The sequence below is a fragment of the Lysobacter sp. GQ73 genome, assembly GCF_059758755.1.
The window spans coordinates 191,766-209,993 of sequence record NZ_JCAXEE010000007.1 but is presented as its reverse complement, the minus strand read 5'-3'; the positions used below and the strand labels follow the sequence as shown (position 1 = coordinate 209,993).

At 67.9% G+C, this 18,228-nt stretch carries 7 protein-coding genes; 5 read left to right on the top strand and 2 right to left on the bottom strand.

What is annotated here, in order from left to right; translation table 11 throughout:
* Window positions 1-5 precede the first annotated feature (5 nt).
* The 4 genes from AC6CH2_RS18810 (at window position 6) to AC6CH2_RS18795 (ending at window position 11,954) form a co-directional block, all read left to right on the top strand.
* Window positions 6-1,259 carry a glycosyltransferase family 4 protein gene (locus AC6CH2_RS18810; RefSeq protein ID WP_498270520.1) on the top strand — a complete coding sequence of 418 codons (1,254 nt, stop codon included), beginning with the start codon at window positions 6-8 and terminating at the stop codon, window positions 1,257-1,259.
* A 15-nt stretch (window positions 1,260-1,274) separates the two neighbouring features.
* Window positions 1,275-2,057 (top strand): YdcF family protein, encoded by a 783-nt coding sequence (locus tag AC6CH2_RS18805; RefSeq protein WP_498270519.1) that lies wholly within the window; start codon window positions 1,275-1,277, stop codon window positions 2,055-2,057.
* Window positions 2,058-3,000: 943 nt separating this feature from the next.
* Window positions 3,001-11,745, top strand: coding sequence for a glycoside hydrolase family 94 protein (locus AC6CH2_RS18800; RefSeq protein ID WP_498270518.1), 8,745 nt, complete (start codon window positions 3,001-3,003; stop codon window positions 11,743-11,745).
* Window positions 11,742-11,954: a hypothetical protein gene (locus AC6CH2_RS18795; protein WP_498270517.1), complete on the top strand. Its 213-nt coding sequence runs from the start codon at window positions 11,742-11,744 to the stop codon at window positions 11,952-11,954. The genes AC6CH2_RS18800 and AC6CH2_RS18795 overlap by 4 nt, the downstream gene beginning before the upstream one ends.
* A 933-nt stretch (window positions 11,955-12,887) precedes the next feature.
* On the opposite strand, the gene AC6CH2_RS18790 is transcribed toward AC6CH2_RS18795, so the two are convergent.
* Both AC6CH2_RS18790 and AC6CH2_RS18785 read right to left on the bottom strand, forming a co-directional pair.
* Complete coding sequence (locus AC6CH2_RS18790; RefSeq protein ID WP_498270516.1) at window positions 12,888-13,907, bottom strand: FecR family protein; 1,020 nt, start codon at window positions 13,905-13,907, stop codon at window positions 12,888-12,890.
* On the bottom strand, window positions 13,904-14,455 hold the full coding sequence (locus AC6CH2_RS18785) for an RNA polymerase sigma factor (RefSeq protein ID WP_435395511.1): 552 nt from the start codon (window positions 14,453-14,455) through the stop codon (window positions 13,904-13,906). The genes AC6CH2_RS18790 and AC6CH2_RS18785 overlap by 4 nt, the downstream gene beginning before the upstream one ends.
* Window positions 14,456-14,733: 278 nt before the next feature.
* Between AC6CH2_RS18785 and AC6CH2_RS18780 the strand changes: the two genes are divergently transcribed.
* Window positions 14,734-17,817 (top strand): TonB-dependent receptor domain-containing protein, encoded by a 3,084-nt coding sequence (locus AC6CH2_RS18780; RefSeq protein ID WP_498270515.1) that lies wholly within the window; start codon window positions 14,734-14,736, stop codon window positions 17,815-17,817.
* Window positions 17,818-18,228 lie beyond the last annotated feature (411 nt).

The window sequence follows — 18,228 nt, the reverse complement described above, 5'->3', positions numbered from 1 at the left end:
TTCTCATGCGCATTCTGTTTCTGTCGGACAATTTCCCGCCCGAGGGCAATGCGCCGGCCACGCGCACCTACGAGCACGCGGTGCGCTGGGTGCGCGCCGGGCACGAGGTGACGGTGATCACCTGCGCGCCGAACTTCCCCGAAGGCAAGCTGTTCGACGGCTACCGCAACGCCTGGCGCAGCATCGAGACCGTCGACGGCATCCGCGTGGTCCGGGTCAAGACCTACATCACCGCCAACGAAGGGTTCGTCAAGCGCACCCTGGATTACCTGAGCTTCATGGCCGCCTCGGTGATCGCCGGACTGTTCGAGCCGCGCCACGACGTGGTGGTGGCGACCTCGCCGCAGTTCTTCTGCGCACTCGGCGGCTGGGCCCTGGCGCGCCTGCGCCGGCGGCCGTTCGTGTTCGAGCTGCGCGATCTGTGGCCGGCCTCGATCACCGCGGTCGGCGCGATGAAGCGCAGCGCCGCGGTGCGCGCACTCGAGCGGGTGGAGATGTTCCTGTACCGCAGCGCCGACGCGATCGTGCCGGTCACCCACACTTTCCGCGAGGAACTGATCCAGCGCGGCGTCGACGCCGACAAGATCCACGTCGTGCTCAACGGCGTCGACCTGCAACGCTACGCGCCGGCGGCGCGCGACGAAGCGCTGAGCCGGCAATACGATCTGCAGGGACGCTTCGTGGTCGGCTACCTGGGCACCCACGGCATGGCCCATGGCCTGGAGAAGGTCGTCGACGCCGCCGAGCGGCTGCAGCACGACCCGCGCATCGCCTTCTTCTTCGCCGGCAGCGGCGCCGAGCGCGCGCGGGTCGAACGCCTGGTCGCCGAGCGCGGTCTGAGCAACGTGCGCATGATCCCGCGCCAGCCCAAGGAAATGATGCCGAAGCTGTGGAGCCTGTGCGATGTATCGCTGATCCCGCTGCGCGACAACCCGGTGTTCTCCGGGGTGATTCCGTCCAAGCTGTTCGAAGGCATGGGCATGGGCATCCCCGCGCTGATGTCGCTGCCGCGCGGCGAGGCCACCCGGATCGTCGAGACCACCGACTGCGGCGTCTGCGTGCCGCCGGAAGACGCCGAGGCGATGGCCGCGGCGATCGTCGCTCTGGTCGAAGACCCCGGCCGCATGCGCCGACTGCGCGATTCCAGCCTCGCCGCCGCGCCGTCGTATTCGCGCGACCGCCAGGCCGCCCTGATGACCGACGCGCTGGCGCGCTTGCTCGACGACGACACCGCCGACCTGGCGCGGGTGCCGAAGTAAGGTTGCGGCCGCGCCATGAGCAACCTCGGCCGATGGTTGGCGTGGCCCCTGGAACCGCTGCACCTGTCGTACTGTCTGCTGGCGCTGGCGCTGCTCGCCTTTGTCCTGCGCCGGCGCCGCGGCGCGCTGGTGTTGTTCGGCCTCGCCCTGGCCTGGCCGCTGCTGTGGTCGCTTCCGGTCGCCTCGAACGCCCTGCGCAACAGCCTGGCGCTGCGTTATCCGCCGCAATCCGAACAGACCCTGCCGCCGGTCGACGCCATCGTCGTGCTCGGCGGCGGCATCGGCAGCGTCGCCTGGTTCGAACGAGGCGATGCCGACGATCCGCGCCTCGCCGGCAACCGTGTCGCGCTGGGCGCGCGCGCCTGGCACAGCGGGCGCGCCCCTGCGATCCTGCTCAGCGGCGGCCCGACCGCGCACGCCCGCGGCGTCAGCGAAGCGCGCGACATGGCAACGGCGATGCGCCGGCTCGGCGTGCCCGACCGGGCCCTGGTGCTCGACGAACGCAGCCGCAGCACCGGCGACAACGCCCGCCGCAGCGCGCAACTGGCGCGCAGCCACGGCTGGCGCCGGATCGCCCTGGTGACCTCGTCGCTGCACATGAGCCGCGCGCGGGCGCTGTTCGAACGCCAAGGCCTGCAGGTGTTGCCGCTGCCTTCGGCCGAGAAGGATTTCGAGCCGGTGCCGAAGCACGGCGCCGCCTCGCCGTGGCAGCCGACCCGCCGCGCCCTGCGCCGCAGCGGCGAGGCCATCAAGGAGTATGCGGGGTGGTTCGCGGCCGAGGTCGGCATCGAGGATTGAGTGGGGCGCGACTTGCGTCGCTCTGCTTTGGGGTTAGCGCATCGGCGTGTCGCTGCGAGCTCGCCCCTGTAGGAGCGACGTGAGTCGCGACGGGACGTGCAGAAGCGACGAAGCCGTCGTCGCTCGTCGAAGCGGCGCACTTTCGCCAAAGGGTAGGAGCGGCGCAAGCCGCGACATCGCTCTGGTGGTCACGCGGCGGTTCTCTCGTTCAATGGATCGATATCAGATCCAAAGCTTTCCGCCACTGAAGCGGCGGGTTACTTTCTTTTGTCTGAAGAAACAAAAGAACACGAGCGATGCTAACGCGGAGATTTTTCATACGGGACATCCCTGTCCCGATGAAAAACGGCCCGCATCCTGCGCGCCGCCCTCCGGGTCTTCTTCAGCTTTCGCGAGTGCGCGACTGCGCACAGCGACAGCAGCGCGGATGACGGAGCATTTGTAGGAGCGACGTAAGTCGCGACCGCGGAACGCGCATAGACAACGAGGCCGTCGCCACTCGTCGAAGCGGCGCACTTTCGCCAAGGGTAGGAGCGGCGCAAGCCGCGACCACGACTGCGGCCGCCGGCGCGGGCGATCGCGACCGCGCGGTTTCGGTCTCGCGCCGAAACTGAGGGGAACAAATCCCCTGGCCACGCACTGCACCTGCCATCGTGCGGGCGCGCGACTCGCTCGTCGCCGCGATTCGCGACTACGACAGGCCGAACGGCCGCGCCGCCGATAATCCCGCATCGGACCTCGAACTTGCCGCGCAGCCCCGCGGCCGCAACCCGCCGCGACACTCGCGCATTCTTCCCTGCGAACGTTCGCGCGACCGTGCGGGATCGAGGCCACGAGCCCGCCAGCACGGCGTATTGGCGGCATCCGGCGCCGACTTCACAAACGCCTGCCCGTGCAAATGCAATGATCGGTCCCTTGAAGGCTGAAGTGCCTGGGATCTTGCATGCCCAATGTATGGCGAATATTCAGTCAGTGGCTACGCTTGCGCCGACGCCTGTGGCGTTGGGGGCGTGCGGCGGCCAACAAGCCGTGGCAGGCCGAGCAGCCCTTGCGCTCGCAGTTGTTCAGCGCCGAGCAGATGGAACGGCACGGCAAGTCCCTCGCGCATGCGCACAGGGTACGGGCGCGCGCGGGTTCGGACCTGCTGCTGGGACGCTTGCGCGAGAACGAAGGCATCCTCGACGCCGCCAACACCCTGCTCACCGAGATGGTCCAGGACGAAGTCCGCATCACCCCCGCGGGCGAGTGGCTGCTGGACAACTATTACCTGATCGAAGAGCAGATCCGCACCGCCCGCCGCCATCTGCCCAAGGGCTATAGCCGCGAGCTGCCTACCCTGAGCCAGGGCCCCTCGGCCGGCCTGCCGCGGGTCTACGACCTGGCGATGGAGGCCATCGCCCACGGCGACGGCCGCATCGACGCCGAAACCATGACCCGCTTCGTCGCCGCCTACCAGACGGTGACGCCGTTGAAACTCGGCGAGCTGTGGGCGATTCCGATCATGCTGCGCCTGGCCCTGATCGAGAACCTGCGCCGCATGGGCGTGCGGGTGATGCGCGACGGCGCCGATCATCGCCGCGCCGCCGAGTGGGCCGAACTGCTGAACGACGCCGCCGACGCGAATCCCAAGAACGTGGTCCTGGTGGTGGCCGACATGGCGCGCTCGAATCCGCCGATGTCGGGGGCATTCGTGGCCGAGCTGACTCGCGGCCTGCACGGCCGCAGCGCGGTCCTGGCCATGCCGATGAGCTGGATCGAGCAATGGCTGGCCGACAGCGCCCACGGCGTCGAAGAACTGGTGCGCGCCGAAAGCCAGCAACAGGCGGCCGACCAAGTATCCATCGGCAACAGCATCGGCAGCCTGCGCTTCCTGGCCAACATGGATTGGCGCGAATTCGTCGAGACCATGAGCCTGGTCGACCGCACCCTGAGCGAAGATCCGGTCGACGTCTATGCGCAAATGGATTTCAACACCCGCGACATGTACCGGCATGTGGTCGAGAAGATCGCGCGCCAGAGCGGCGTCAGCGAGATCGAGGTCGCGCGCACGGTACTGCGCCTTGCGCGCGAATCCGGCGACCCCCAAGGCAGCAAGGCTCACGTCGGCTACTACCTCATCGACGACGGCGTCGCCGCGATCGCGGCGGCGGTGGCCGCCTGCGCGGAGGCGCGCAAGCCGGTGCGGTTGCGCCCGCGCAAGGTGCCGCTGCCCGCCTATCTGTTGCCGATCGCAGCGGTCGCGGTCGGGTTCGGCTATGCCCTGCTGAGCGAGCTGCAGGCCGCCCCGGTGGCCGCGTCCACTCTATGCCTGCTGGGCGTGTTGAGCCTGCTCGCCTTCAGCGAGCTCGGCATCGCCCTGGTCAACTGGGTCGCGACCGTCCTGGTCGCGCCGAAGCCCCTGCCGCGACTGGATTTCTCCAAGGGCCTGCCGTCGTCTTCGCGCAGCCTGGTGGTGGTGCCGAGCATGATCGGCAGTCTCGAGGCCGTCGACGGCCTGGTCGAGGGGCTGGAAGTCCGCTTCCTGGCCAATCGCGACCCCTACCTGCATTTCGCTCTGCTGACCGACTTCCTCGACGCCGACCAGCAGACCCTGGCGGGCGATGAAGCCTTGCTGGCGTACGCCTCGCGCCAGATCGAGCAGCTTAACGCGCGCTACGCCCCGGAAAGCGGCGATCTGTTTTTCCTGTTCCATCGTCCGCGCACCTGGAACCCGCTCGAAGGCAAGTGGATGGGGCACGAGCGCAAGCGAGGCAAGCTCGCCGCGCTCAATCGCCTGTTGCGCGGCGGTGCGCGCGAGGCCTTCATGGCCGTGACCGGCAACACCCGAGTCCTGGCCAACGTGCGCTACGTGATCACCCTGGACACCGATACCCGCCTGCCGCGCGATGCCGCGCGCGAATTCGTCGGCACCCTCGCTCATCCGCTGAATCAGGCCCGCTTCGACGACCGTCGGCGCCGGGTCACTCGCGGCTACGGCATCCTCCAGCCCAGCGTCGGCACCGGCATGAGCGAGCGCCGCGGCTCGCGCTATGCGCGCATGTTCGGCAGCGAGGCCGGCATCGACCCGTACACGCGCACGGTGTCCGACGTCTACCAGGACCTGTTCGGCGAAGGCTCGTTCGTCGGCAAGGGCATCTACGACGTGGACGCCTTCGAATACGCCCTGGAAGACCGCTTCCCCGACAACCGCGTGCTCAGCCACGACTTGCTCGAAGGCTGCTATGCGCGCGCCGGCCTGATCAGCGACGTGCGCCTGTTCGAGGATTACCCCTCGCGCTACGCCGCCGACGTCAAGCGCCGCTATCGCTGGATCCGCGGCGACTGGCAGTTGCTGCCGTGGCTGTTGCCGTGGGTGCCGCGCAGGCACGGCGGCTACGAGGCCAACCCGCTGTCGTGGCTGTCGCGCGGCAAATTGTTCGACAACCTGCGCCGCAGCCTGGTGCCCGTCGCCACCGTCGCCCTGCTGGTGGCCGGCTGGGCGCTGTTGCCGCAGCCGCTGGCCTGGACCCTGTGGCTGCTCAGTCTGTGGCTGGCGCCCGTGTTGTTGACGGCCTGCTGGGAGGTGGTGACCCGCCCTGTCGACATGGCGCCGGAGACGCATCTGATGCAGGTCGGCAGCTCGGCCGCGCGCCAGTTGCAGCGGGCTGCGGTCAACCTGGCCTGTCTGCCCTACGAGGCCTTCTTCAGCCTCGGCGCGATCGCACGCAGCCTGTGGCGGATGACCGTCAGCCGCCGTCTCCTGCTGCAATGGAATCCGTCCAGCGAAGTCGAACGCAGCCTCGGCAGCGGCGTCGGCGCGGAACTGCGCAGCATGTGGTTCGGGCCGGCGTTCGCTATCGCCGCCGCCGTGGTCCTGCTGCGCATCAACCCGGCGTCGCTGTGGGTCGCCACGCCGATCCTGGCGCTATGGCTGCTGTCGCCGGCCCTCATGGCCTGGCTGGGACGTCCGCCGAAGCGGCACCGCGCCAGTCTGTCGCAGACGCAGCTGAAGTTCCTCGGACGCCTGGCCCGGCGCACATGGGCGTTCTTCGAAGTGCACATCCGCGTCGAGGACCACTGGCTGCCGCCGGACAACATTCAGGAACATCCGACCCTGGTCGTGGCGCGGCGCACCTCGCCGACCAACATCGGCCTGTCGCTGCTCGCCAACCTCAGCGCTTACGATTTCGGTTATCTGCAGGCCGGCGGGCTGATCGAACGCACCCGCCTGGCCCTGGGCACGATGGAAACCCTGCCGCGCCACCGCGGTCATTTCTACAACTGGTACGACACCGAAACCCTGCAGCCGCTGCCGCCGCGCTACGTGTCCACGGTCGACAGCGGCAACCTGGCCGCGCATTTGCTGACCTTGCGGCAGGGCTTGCTGGCCTTGATCGACGAACCGGTGCTGGCGCGGCATACCTTCGACGGCCTCGCCGACACCTTCGGCGTGCTCGAGGAGAACTTGCGCGGCACCAGCCGTATCGATGCCGCGCTCGAACAGGCTCTGGCCGGGTTCCACGAGCGCCTGGACGCCACCCGCGCCCAACCGCCGGTTACCCCGGCCGATGCCGAGCGCGTGCTGGCCGGCCTGTCGCTGCGTGCGCAGGCGATCGAGGCGGCGCTGCCGATGGCGGACGCGACCGCGCAGGATCCCTCCAATCCGCATTGGCCGTCACTGCTGTCGACCGCCTGCCGCGCCGCGCAGGACGAACTGCTGCAGTTCGCGCCCGGCCTCGGCGCGCCGGAAGAAGCGCAGAGCCCCCCGGCGCAGGCCGACCTCGTCGACCGTATCCCTACCCTGCGCGCCCTGCAGGAACGATCGCAGGACCCGATTGCGCGCGAGCGTGCCCGCAAGCGCGTGCACGAGCTCGAACGCCTGGCCCATATCGCCGGGCAACTGTCGCTGATGGAGTACGAATTCCTCTACGACCGCGGCCGCCATCTGCTGTCGATCGGCTACAACGTCGAAGAACGGCGCCTCGATGCGGGCTACTACGACTTGCTCGCCTCCGAGGCGCGCCTGTGCAGCTTCGTCGCCATCGCCCAGGGTCAGCTCCCCCAGGAAACCTGGTTCGCGCTCGGCCGCCTGCTGACCGAGATCGACAGCGGCGCCACTTTGCTGTCGTGGAGCGGCTCGATGTTCGAGTATTTGATGCCGCAGTTGGTGATGCCGAGCTATCCCGACACCTTGCTCGACCAGACTTCGCAGCATGCCGTGCTCGCCCAGATCCACTACGGCCGGCAACGCGACGTGCCCTGGGGCATCTCCGAATCGGGCTACAACACGGTCGATACGCGGATGAACTACCAGTACCGCGCATTCGGCGTGCCCGGCCTGGGGCTCAAGCGCGGGCTCGGCCAGGATCTGGTGATCGCCCCCTACGCCAGCGCGATGGCGCTGATGGTGCTGCCGGAAGCCGCCTGCCAGAACCTGCAGCGGCTCACCGATCTGGGTTTCGGCGGCCCGTTCGGCCTGTACGAAGCGATCGACTACACCCCGACGCGCGTGCCGCGCGGCCAGGACCATGCGGTCGTGCGCTCCTTCATGGCCCACCACCAGGGCATGGCCCTGCTGTCGCTGGACTATCTGCTGCGCGACCAGCCGATGCAGAAGCGCTTCGTCGCCGACGCCGAATTCCAGGCGACGCTGCTGCTGTTGCAGGAACGCATACCGCGCACCGGCGTGTTCCATCCGCACGAAGCCGAGGCCAGCGGCGCGCGCGCCGCGCCGGCCGCCTCCGAGACCCAGTTGCGGATCTTCCGCAACCCCGGCACGGCCCGGCCGGCGGTGCAGATGCTGTCCAACGGCCGCTATCACAGCCTGCTGAGCAGCGCCGGCGGCGGCTACAACCGCCTCGGCGACATGGCGGTAACGCGCTGGCGCGAGGACGGCACACGCGACCATTGGGGCTCGTTCTGTTACCTGCGCGATGTCGCAAGCGGCGAGTTCTGGTCGGCGACCCACCAGCCTGCCTGCGTGCCGGTGGACCACTACGAGGCGATCTTCTCCGACGCCAAGGCCGAGTTCCGCGGGCGCAAGCACCGCTACGAGACCCACCTGGAGATCGCGATCTCCGCCGAGGACGACATCGAACTGCGCCGGTTGCGCATCGGCAATCGTTCGCGGCATACCCGCACCATCGAGATCACCACCTACGCCGAAGTCGTGCTGGCTTCGTCGCTGTCTGACGAGCTGCACCCTGCCTTCAGCAACCTGTTCGTGCAGACCGAGGTAGCCCGCGACAAGCAGGCGCTGCTGTGCACGCGGCGGCCGCGTTCGCACGACGAAGTACCGCCATGGATGTTCCACCTGGTCGCCGTGCACGATGCCGACATCCAGACCATCTCCTACGAAACCGACCGCTCGCGCTTCCTCGGCCGCGGCAACACGCCGCGCACGCCGCAAGCGCTTACCTCGACCGAGGCCTTGTCGGATACGGTCGGCTCGGTGCTCGACCCGATCGTCGCGATCCGCACCCGGATCGTGCTCGCGCCCGAGCAGACCGTCATCGTCGACATGGTCTCCGGCGTGGGCGCCGACCGCGCGGCCTGCAGCCGGCTGATCGATAAATACCGCGATCGGCGCCTCGCCGACCGCGTGTTCGACCTGGCCTGGACCCACAGCCAGGTGGTGCGGCGCCAGATCAACGCGTCGCAGGCCGATGCCCAGTTGTACGAACGGCTGGCCGGGCTGATGGTGTATGCGCACCCGTTCCTGCGCGCCGACAGCGCGGTGCTGCTGCAGAACCGGCGCGGACAGTCCGGGCTGTGGGGCCACTCGATTTCCGGCGATTTGCCGATCGTGCTGCTGCAGATCGCCGAGGCCGGCAACATCGAGCTGGTCCGGCAGATGGTGCAGGCGCATGCGTATTGGCGCCTGAAGGGCCTCAACGTCGACCTGGTGATCTGGAACGAAGAACAAGGCGGCTATCGCCAGCAACTGCAGGAACAGATTCTCGGCATGGTCTCGGCCGGCCCGGAAGGCAACGTGCTCGACCGGCCCGGCGGCATCTTCGTGCGGCCGAGCCAGCAGATGTCGCAGGAAGACCGCATCCTGCTGCAGGCGGTGGCGCGGGTGATCATCAGCGACCGGCGCGGCACCCTCGCCGCACAGGTCAGCCGCCACGCCCCGCCCGAGCGCGAGATCCCGTTGCTGCTGCCCGACGGCGCCCCCGAGCAGGCCGAACCCATCGAATTGGCGCAGGCAGCGCTTCCGGCCGCGTTGCCGGGACTGCCGCCGCCACGCGCGGAAGCCGAGGACGACCCGTGGCCGTTCGAAGCCGTGGCCGGGACCTTCGTGTTCGACAACGGCACCGGCGCTTTCGCCGCCGACAGCCGCGAATACGTGGTGGTGCTGCGCGAAGGCGCGCCGACCCCGGCGCCCTGGTCGAACGTGATGGCCAACGCGCAGCTCGGCACCGTGGTCAGCGAGAGCGCGCCCGGCTATACCTGGTTCGAGAACGCTCACGAGTTCCGCCTCACGCCCTGGCACAACGACCCGGTCGCCGACACCGGCGGCGAAGCCTTCTACCTGCGCGACGAGGACAGCGGCAAGACCTGGTCGCCGATGCCGCTGCCCCGTCGCGGCAGCGGCGCCTATCGCACCCGCCACGGCTTCGGTTACAGCGTCTACGAGCACGTCGAAGACGGCATCGCCAGCGAACTGTGGATCTATGTGGCGCTCGACCAAGCGATCAAGTACTCCGTGCTCAGGCTGCGCAACCTGTCGGGCCGCGCGCGGCGCCTGACGGCCACCGGCTATGTCGAATGGGTATTGGGCGATATCCGGGTCAAATCGCAGATGCATGTGGTCAGCGAACTCGACGGCGCCAGCGGCGTGCTGACCGCGCGCAACCCCTACAACACCGAATTCGAAGGTCGCGTCGCGTTCTTCGACGTCGACGGCGACGAGCGCAGCTTCACCGCCGACCGCACCGAGTTCCTCGGTCGTAACGGCAACCTCGGGCACCCGGCGGCGCTGCTCAGGCAACGCCTGTCGGGCAAGGTGGGGGCCGGGCTGGACCCGTGCGCGGCGATCCAGGTGCCGATCGCGCTGGCCGCCGGCGAGAGCTACGAAACCGTGTTCCGCCTCGGTATCGGCGCCGACTATGCCGCCGCCGTCCAACTCGCCCAGGGCAACCAGGGCAGCGGCGCCGCGCACGACGCGCTCGATGCGGTGCGCATCCACTGGGCGCACACGCTCGGTGCGATCCGGGTCGAGACCCCCGAGCCGAGCGTGGACGCGCTGGCCAACGGCTGGCTGCCCTATCAGGCCCTGGCTTGCCGCTATGTCGCCCGCAGCGGCTATTACCAGTCCGGCGGCGCGTTCGGCTTCCGCGATCAGTTGCAGGACACCATGGCGACCGTGCACGCGATGCCGGCGCTCACCCGCGAGCACCTGCTGCTGAGCGCGGCGCACCAGTTCCCGCAGGGCGACGTCCTGCATTGGTGGCACCCGCCGCTCGGCCGCGGGGTGCGCACGCGTTGCTCCGACGACTACCTGTGGCTGCCCTTGGCCGCCAGCCGTTATCTGCAGGTCACCGGCGACCGCAGCGTGCTCGACGAGCGTGTACGCTTCGTCGAGGGCCGCCCGGTCAACGCCGACGAGGAGTCTTACTACGATCTGCCACTCGTCTCGGGCCGCCAGCAGTCGTTCTACGATCACTGCGTGCTGGCGCTCAAGCGAGGCACCGAATTGCTCGGCGAACGCGGCCTGCCGCTGATCGGCAGCGGCGACTGGAACGACGGCATGAACCGCGTCGGCGACGCCGGCAAGGGCGAAAGCGTGTGGCTGGGTTTCTTCCTGTTCGAAACCTTGAACCGCTTCGAGCCGGTCGCTCGCGAGCGCGGCGATACCGCCTTTGCCGATTACTGCCTCGATTGCGCACAGCGTTTGCGGCAGAACCTGGAAACCCATGCCTGGGACGGCGACTGGTACCGGCGCGCCTGGTTCGACGACGGCACGCCGCTGGGTTCGGTGCACAGCGACGAATGCCGGATCGACTCCATCTCGCAGAGTTGGTCGGTACTGTCCGGCGCGGCCGAGCCCGGGCGGGCCCGCCAGGCGATGGAATCGCTGGACCAATATCTGGTGCGGCGCGACGCCGGCCTGATCCAGTTGTTGCAGCCGCCGTTCGATACCACGCCCAAGGACCCGGGCTACATTCGCGGCTACGTGCCCGGCGTGCGCGAGAACGGCGGCCAATACACCCATGCCGCGGTGTGGGCGGCGATGGCTTTCGCCGAGCTCGGCGACAGCGCGCGTGCCTGGGAACTGACGCGCATGATCAACCCCATCCATCACGCCCAGGATGCCGAAGCCACCGCGATCTACAAGGTCGAACCCTATGTCCTCGCCGCCGATGTCTACGGCGTCGACCCGCATACCGGGCGCGGCGGCTGGACCTGGTACACCGGCTCGGCCGGCTGGATGTACCGGCTGCTGACCGAATCGCTGCTCGGCTTGCAACGCCATGGCGACACGATGCGCCTTAAGCCCTGCATTCCCGCCGATTGGCCGGAGTATCGGATCCAGTATCGGCACGGCGACCGGCTGTATCGGATCCACCTGCGTCAGGTGGATGCCGACGGCGGCGAAGCGCAACTGCAATTGGACGGCGTCGTCCAGGACGGCCTGCAGTTCTCCCTGCTCGGCGATCGGGCCGTCCACCACGTCGAAGTGCGGTGGCCGCGGCCGCGCCCATGAAGACCCGGGCGCAACTCGACGCCGAACTCGAGCGCCTGGCGCGGATGTTGCCGCCGTGGCTGGAGTCGCTGCGTCACCCGACGCAGTTCTGGCCGCAGTTCACCGCCCTGGCGAACGAAATACTGGCCGACGCCGATCCGGCCGACCGGGATCATGCGCAGCGGCGTATCGATGCGATGTTGGCGGAGCATGGGGTGCGCCGGCCTTGAGGTTCGCGCCGCCGCCGTTGCCGTTGCCGTTGCCGTTGCCGTTGCCGTTGCCGTTGCCGAGATTTTGACCTGCTCTACCGCTTTGCCGGTCAACAGAAGACCCGGAGGGCGGCCCGCAGGGAGGCGGGCCGTGCGCAAGCAGGCCAGGGATGGCCTGTCTGGAGCATCCCTGCGCCGGCACCGATCGTGCGGGCTGGTGCCCTTGCAGGAAGAAGCACTTTTCTTTGGTGACTTTCTTTTGTTGCTTTGGACAAAAGAAAGTTACCCGCACCCTTCAGGGGGCGGAAGCTTTGCTCTTGCTTCACCGCCCTGCGGCAAGAATCGCCGCAACTGGGAGACGGCACGGTCGCGACTTGCGTCGCTCCTACCCTCGTGGAAGCACACCACTTCGATGGAGGCGTCGGCGTTGCCGCTTCTGCGCGTCCCGCGGTCGCGGCTCACGCCGCTCCTACAGGGGATGGATTCGCAGCATTGGGCAACAGGTTCTGGCCTTGGTAGGAGCGATCCAAGTCGCGACATTGCTGCGGCGGTGTTACGGCGCCTCTCTCGTCTAATAGATCAGGATCAAACCCAAAGCTTCCGCCACTAAAGCGGCGGGTTACTTTCTTTTGTCTAAAGCAACAAAAGAAAGGTAACCAAAGAAAAATGCTTCTTTTTGAATCACAAGCCCGCGCGTTCGATGCCGACGCAGGGATTTTTCATACGGGACCTCCCTGTCCCGATGAAAAACGGCGCGCATCCCTGCGCGCCGCCCTCCGGGTCTTCGATTGCCTTCGCTAGTGCGAACCGGCGCACGGCAACGGCAACGGCAACGGCAGGAGCATGCGCGACGGCGGGGTATTTGTAGGAGCGACGTCAGTCGCGACCGCTCGGTTTCGGTCTCGCGCCGAAACTGACTGATCCCTCAGGCTGCAAAACACCCGCCAACTATGCTCAGCGCCGCGCCACGATCACGATATCGCCGCCGGGGGATTCCTCGATGGCTACCGGATACAACTGTTCCAGGGCTTCGACGAAGGCATGCGGGTCGTCGCTGCGGAATACGCCGCTGACGCGCAGGCGCGCGACTTGTTCGCCGTCCAGGACCATGCGCCGGCGGCTGTAGCGGTTGAACTCGGCGATTGCGGCCGACAAGGCCTGGTCTTCGAACACGAGCTTGCCCGACAGCCAGGTCGGCAAGGCGCCCGGCGCGGCCGGTGCCAAGCGATGCAGCGGCTGGTGCTTGCCGAGGCGGGCTTTCTGCCCGGGGTCGAGGGTACCGAGCGCGGTCTGTTTGGCATCGGCCGCCGGCGCGGCGAGCAAGGCGACCCGGCCTTCGACCAGGGCGACCTCGGTGGTGTCGTTATGCCGGTAGACCTCGAACTCGGTGCCGACGGCGCGGACGCTGCCGTCCTCGGTATGCACCACGAACGGCCGCCCGGCCTTGGCGACCCGGAAGTAGGCGCGGCCGCGATCGAGGACGAGGCGGCGCTCGTCGTCGGAAAAATCCACGACCAGGCGGCTGTCGGTGTCCATGCTGACGCGCGAGCCGTCGTCGAGGGCGATGGTGCGGCTTTCGCCGACCTGGGTGACGTAAACCGTCTCCGGCACCGACGGCTGTAGCCAGCGCGGCACCGCCGCCGCCAAGGCCAGCACCGCGGCGAGTGCGCCGGCGCCCCAGGCAAAACGTCCCCGACGCGTAGGCGCACGGCCGCGCCGCTTCGGCGCCGCCGGCGCCGCGTCGCGCAGGCGTTCGGCGATTTGCGGGTGCTGGGCGTGCTCGCCCGCCGCCGACCACAGCCGCTCGATGCGCTCGTAGGCGGCGCGATGCCGCGCATCGGCGGCCATCCAGCGCTGCCAGCCCTGGCGGTCGCTCTCGGCGACGTCGTCGGCCCGCAGGCGCGCGAACCAGGCCGCGGCCTGGCGGCGGTACGGGTCGCCGCCTTCGATCACGTTGAGACGCGGCGGTTTCACGAGTCTCCCAGGCGGGTATCGAAATGCAGCAAGGCGCGCATCATGTTCTTCTCCACTGCGCTCACACTGATCTCCAAACGTTTGGCGATGGCGCTGTAGGTCAGGCCTTCGTAGCGCTGCAGCAGGAACACCTGGCGGCAGCGCGGCGACAACTCGTCCAAGGCCGCCAGAAACGCCTGCAGGCGCCGGCTACCTTCGTAGACGCATTCGCCATGCGGGTCCTCACTCGGCCAATCCTTCGCGACTTCGTCGATCGAAACGTGCTGGAGCACCTGATGACTCTTGTCGCGGCGAAAGCGGTCGCGCAGCAGGTTCGAGGCGATCTGCAGCAAGAACGCCTCGACGTTGAGCACGCCGCTCAGCGACGGCATCCGCACCAGCCGTACCAGGGCTTCCTGGGCCAGGTCCTCGGCGTCGTCGGCCGATTGCAGATGGCGCGAGAAATAACGGACCAGGGCCGGACGGTAGCGCGCGATCAGCAGCGGCAGGTCGGCGGCGCGCGAGGCATCGCAAGCACTCGGCGTATCGCCGGCTTCGCTGCTGTTCATGGCCCCTCCCCCGCTACCGGACAAGCGGACGCTACGGCACCGGCCCGCCGCCGGCAAGCCTGCCTAAAGGCGAGTGAGGGATCCGTGGCAAGCTGCGTCTACATCGGTGGGGGAAAGGACGACATTCGAAGGATCGAGCTCGCAGTCACTCATCGGGGAGCGTTGCAATGGGGATCGTTTCACAGCGTCACGCAGCACAAGGCAGTCGCTCGAGCGGCACGGATTCGAACAAGCGGGCATCGGCGGGGGCCGGTCCCGGATACGCAGCGAACGCGCAAATGCACTACGCCCGGCGCCCGTTGTCGGTCGCGCTGAGCCTCGCGCTCGGCTTCTCGGCGCTGATCGCCGCGGCGCCGGCGTTCGCGCAGCAGACTCAAGACAGCGCGCATCACTACGCCTTGCCGAGCCAATCGCTGGCCTCGGCGCTGAACCAGGTCGCGTCCTCGTCGGATGCACAAATCCTGATCCCGCCGGACCTGGTGCGCGGCCGCGTCGCCCCGGCCCTGTCCGGGCGCTACACCACCCGCGAGGCGATTACCCGTCTGCTCGCCGGCAGCGGCCTGAGCTTTCGCGTCACCCAGAGCGGCGTCATCGCGATCGTGACCGCACGCGAACCGGCACCGCCCAAGCCCAAGCCCGAGCCGGCGAGCTCTCGCAAGCCCGCGGTCAAGGCCGAGGCGGAGCCGGATCCGACCGAACTGGCGGCGATCCAGGTCACCGGCTCGCGCATCAAACGCGCCGAAATCGAAGGTCCCTCGCCGGTCACGGTGATCACCGCCGAGCAGATGGAACGCGAGGGACACGCCACCGTATTCGAAGCGCTCGAGACCCTGGTGATGGCCAACGGCGCGGTCGAAACCGAACTGTCCGGCGGCTTCTCCGCCAACGCCCATCCGCTCAATCTGCGCGGCCTGGGCCCGGGCCGTTCGCTGCTGCTGATCGACGGCCGCCGCGCCGCCGACTACCCCTTCCCTTACGAAGGCCGCAGCAACTTCCAGAACTTCGGCAATATTCCCTCGGGCGCGGTCGAGCGCATCGAAGTACTCGCCGGCGGCGCGTCCGCGATCTACGGCGCCGACGCGGTTTCCGGCGTGGTCAACATCGTGCTCAAGCGCAATTATCAGGGCGACGAGGTCAAGCTGCGCGCCGGCAGCAGCACCATGGGCGGGCGCGACCGTTTCGACCTGCAATGGACCGGCGGCAAGACCGGCGAGCGCTGGGGCGTCACCTACGCCTTCCAGGCCTACCACCAGGAACTGCTGTACGGCTTCCAGCGCGACGACTGGGACCTGCGCGCCAATCCGAACCCGGACCCGCGGCTCGGCGTGCAGCCCGATGCCGGTCTGCGCATCCGCCGCGGCAGCAGCAGTAGCAGCAGCCCGCTGATCGCGCCGCCGGCCGGCGCGTGCGAGCGCTGGGGCGACGAGTTCCAGCGCCACACCTACAAGCGCATCAGCTCCGGCGCCGTGCAGAGCCTCGGCGATGCCTGCGGCACTTGGAAGGACGTCGGCTACCAGCACCTGAGCAAGGGCAAGAACGAACTCGCCGGCTATGTGTTCGGCACCTGGGACTTCAGCGACGACTTGCAGGGCTGGGGTTCGGTGCAGGCCTGGCGTTCGCGGGTCGAGTCGCTCGGCGGCTTCGAGAGCATCACCGGCCCCCACACCGACGGCGTCGGCCGCCGCGGCGATTTCTACGACCCGCAGTTCAATGCGGTGATCGCGCCGACCCGCTTGCTGACCCCGGTCGACCTCGGCGGCGTCGAGCAGATGAACCAGCACTACCGCGAGCGCTCGCTCGATCTCGCGCTCGGCCTGCGCGGCAAGATCGGCGACCGCTGGGACTGGGACGCCACCGTCAGCCGCGCCGAGTACCAGTTCGAACGCACCCGCCGCCGCATGGTCGGCAACCTGGTCAACGATTACTTCTTCGGAAAGCAGTTGGGCACACGCCCGAACGGCGTACCGATCTATCGCCTGAACCTGCCGCGCTGGTACCGGCCGATGACGCCGGAGGAATACGAGTCGATCTCCACCGTGGCCAAGTACGAGGCCGAGTCCTGGGTCGACACCGCCAGCTTGGTGCTGACCGGCGACCTGTTCGAGCTGCCGGCCGGTCCGGTCGGCGTCGCCACGGTGCTGGAAGCGAGCTCGCAGGGCTACGACCTGTCGAGCGACGCGCGCGTGCAGCCCGGCGTGGTTCAGCTCTACAACCTCACCGGCACCAACGGCGGCGGCGAACGCGACCGTTATGCCGCGGGCGTGGAGCTCAGCATCCCGATCCTGAGCACGCTCAAGGCCAGCCTGGCCGGCCGCTTCGACAAGTACGACGACATCACCGCGGTCGACGACGCCAAGACCTGGAACGCCGGTCTGGAATGGCGACCGACCGACAACCTGCTGATCCGCGGCGCCTACGCCACCAGCTTCAAGGCGCCGGACCTGCACTGGGTCTTCAGCGAAGGCAGCGGCAGCTTCGGCAACGCGGTCGATCCCTGGCGTTGCATCGCCGCCGGCGCCAATCCGGGCTGTTCGGGTTATAGCTACAACGTCTTCAGCTTCACCGAAGGCGACCCGAACCTGGAAGAGGAAACCGGCAAATCGTGGAGCGTCGGCGCCGTGTGGGACGTACTCGACGGCTTCGCGGTCACCGCCGACTACTGGAGCATCGAGCTCGACGGCGCGATCGAACGGCTCAGCCCGACCAGCATCCTCGAAGGCGAAGCGGGCTGCCGCACCGGCAAGCAGCTCAACGGCCAGCCGTTCGCGTTCGGGCCCGACTCGGGCTATTGCCGCAATGTTACCGCCTTGGTGACGCGGCGCCCGGAAGGCAGCGAAGCCATCGACCGTATCGCCGAGGTCAAGTCGGCGCCGCTCAACCAGTCCTACCGCCGCGTCACCGGCATCGACGCCAGCGCCAATTACCGGCTCAAGACCGAGCGTTACGGCGACTACCGTTTCGACCTGAGCTGGTCGCACACGCTCAAGTCCGAACGCCAGGTGTTCGCCACCGATCCGATCGAAAAGGATTGGCGCGACGATCCGGCCAACCTCGACTTCCGCAGCCGCCTGCGCGCGGGCGCGAGCTGGCGCGCCGGCGACTGGTCGTCGAGCCTGTTCATGATCCGCTACGGCAGCCTGCCGAAAGCCAATGGCCTCGGCCGCACCGGCGTCTATTTCCTGTGGAACGCCAACCTCGGCAAGCAGATCACCGACCAGGCCACGATCAAGTTCTTCGTCAACAATCTGTTCAACAACACCCACCCCGACGACGAGACCAACACCTCGTTCCCGTACTTCTACGATGTCTACAGCCCGATCGGCCGCGAATTCGCGATCGAGTACGAGTATCGCTTTCGGTGATGGGTTGATACGAAGCCGGCGGCGGCGATGCGACGCTCCGCCGAAGCTTCTTGATCGATTTAGCGTTGGTGTTGGTGTTGGTGTTGCCGCTGCGTCGTCGAGATCTTGATCTGCTTTGCTTGTGGCTTTGCTTGTGGCTTTGCTTGTGGCTTTGCTTTGGAGCTTTGATTTGGAGCTTTGCCGATCAAGAGAAGACCCGGAGGGCGGCCCGCAGGGATGCGGGCCGTGCGCAAGCAGGCCAGGGATGGCCTGTCTGGAGCATCCCTGCGGCGGCTTCGATCGTGCGGGCTGGTGCCCTTGCAAGAAGAAGCACTTTTCTTTGGTGACTTTCTTTTGTTGCTTTGGACAAAAGAAAGTTACCCGCACCCTTCAGGGGGCGGAAGCTTTGCTATTGAGGTGGCTTCAAAGCCC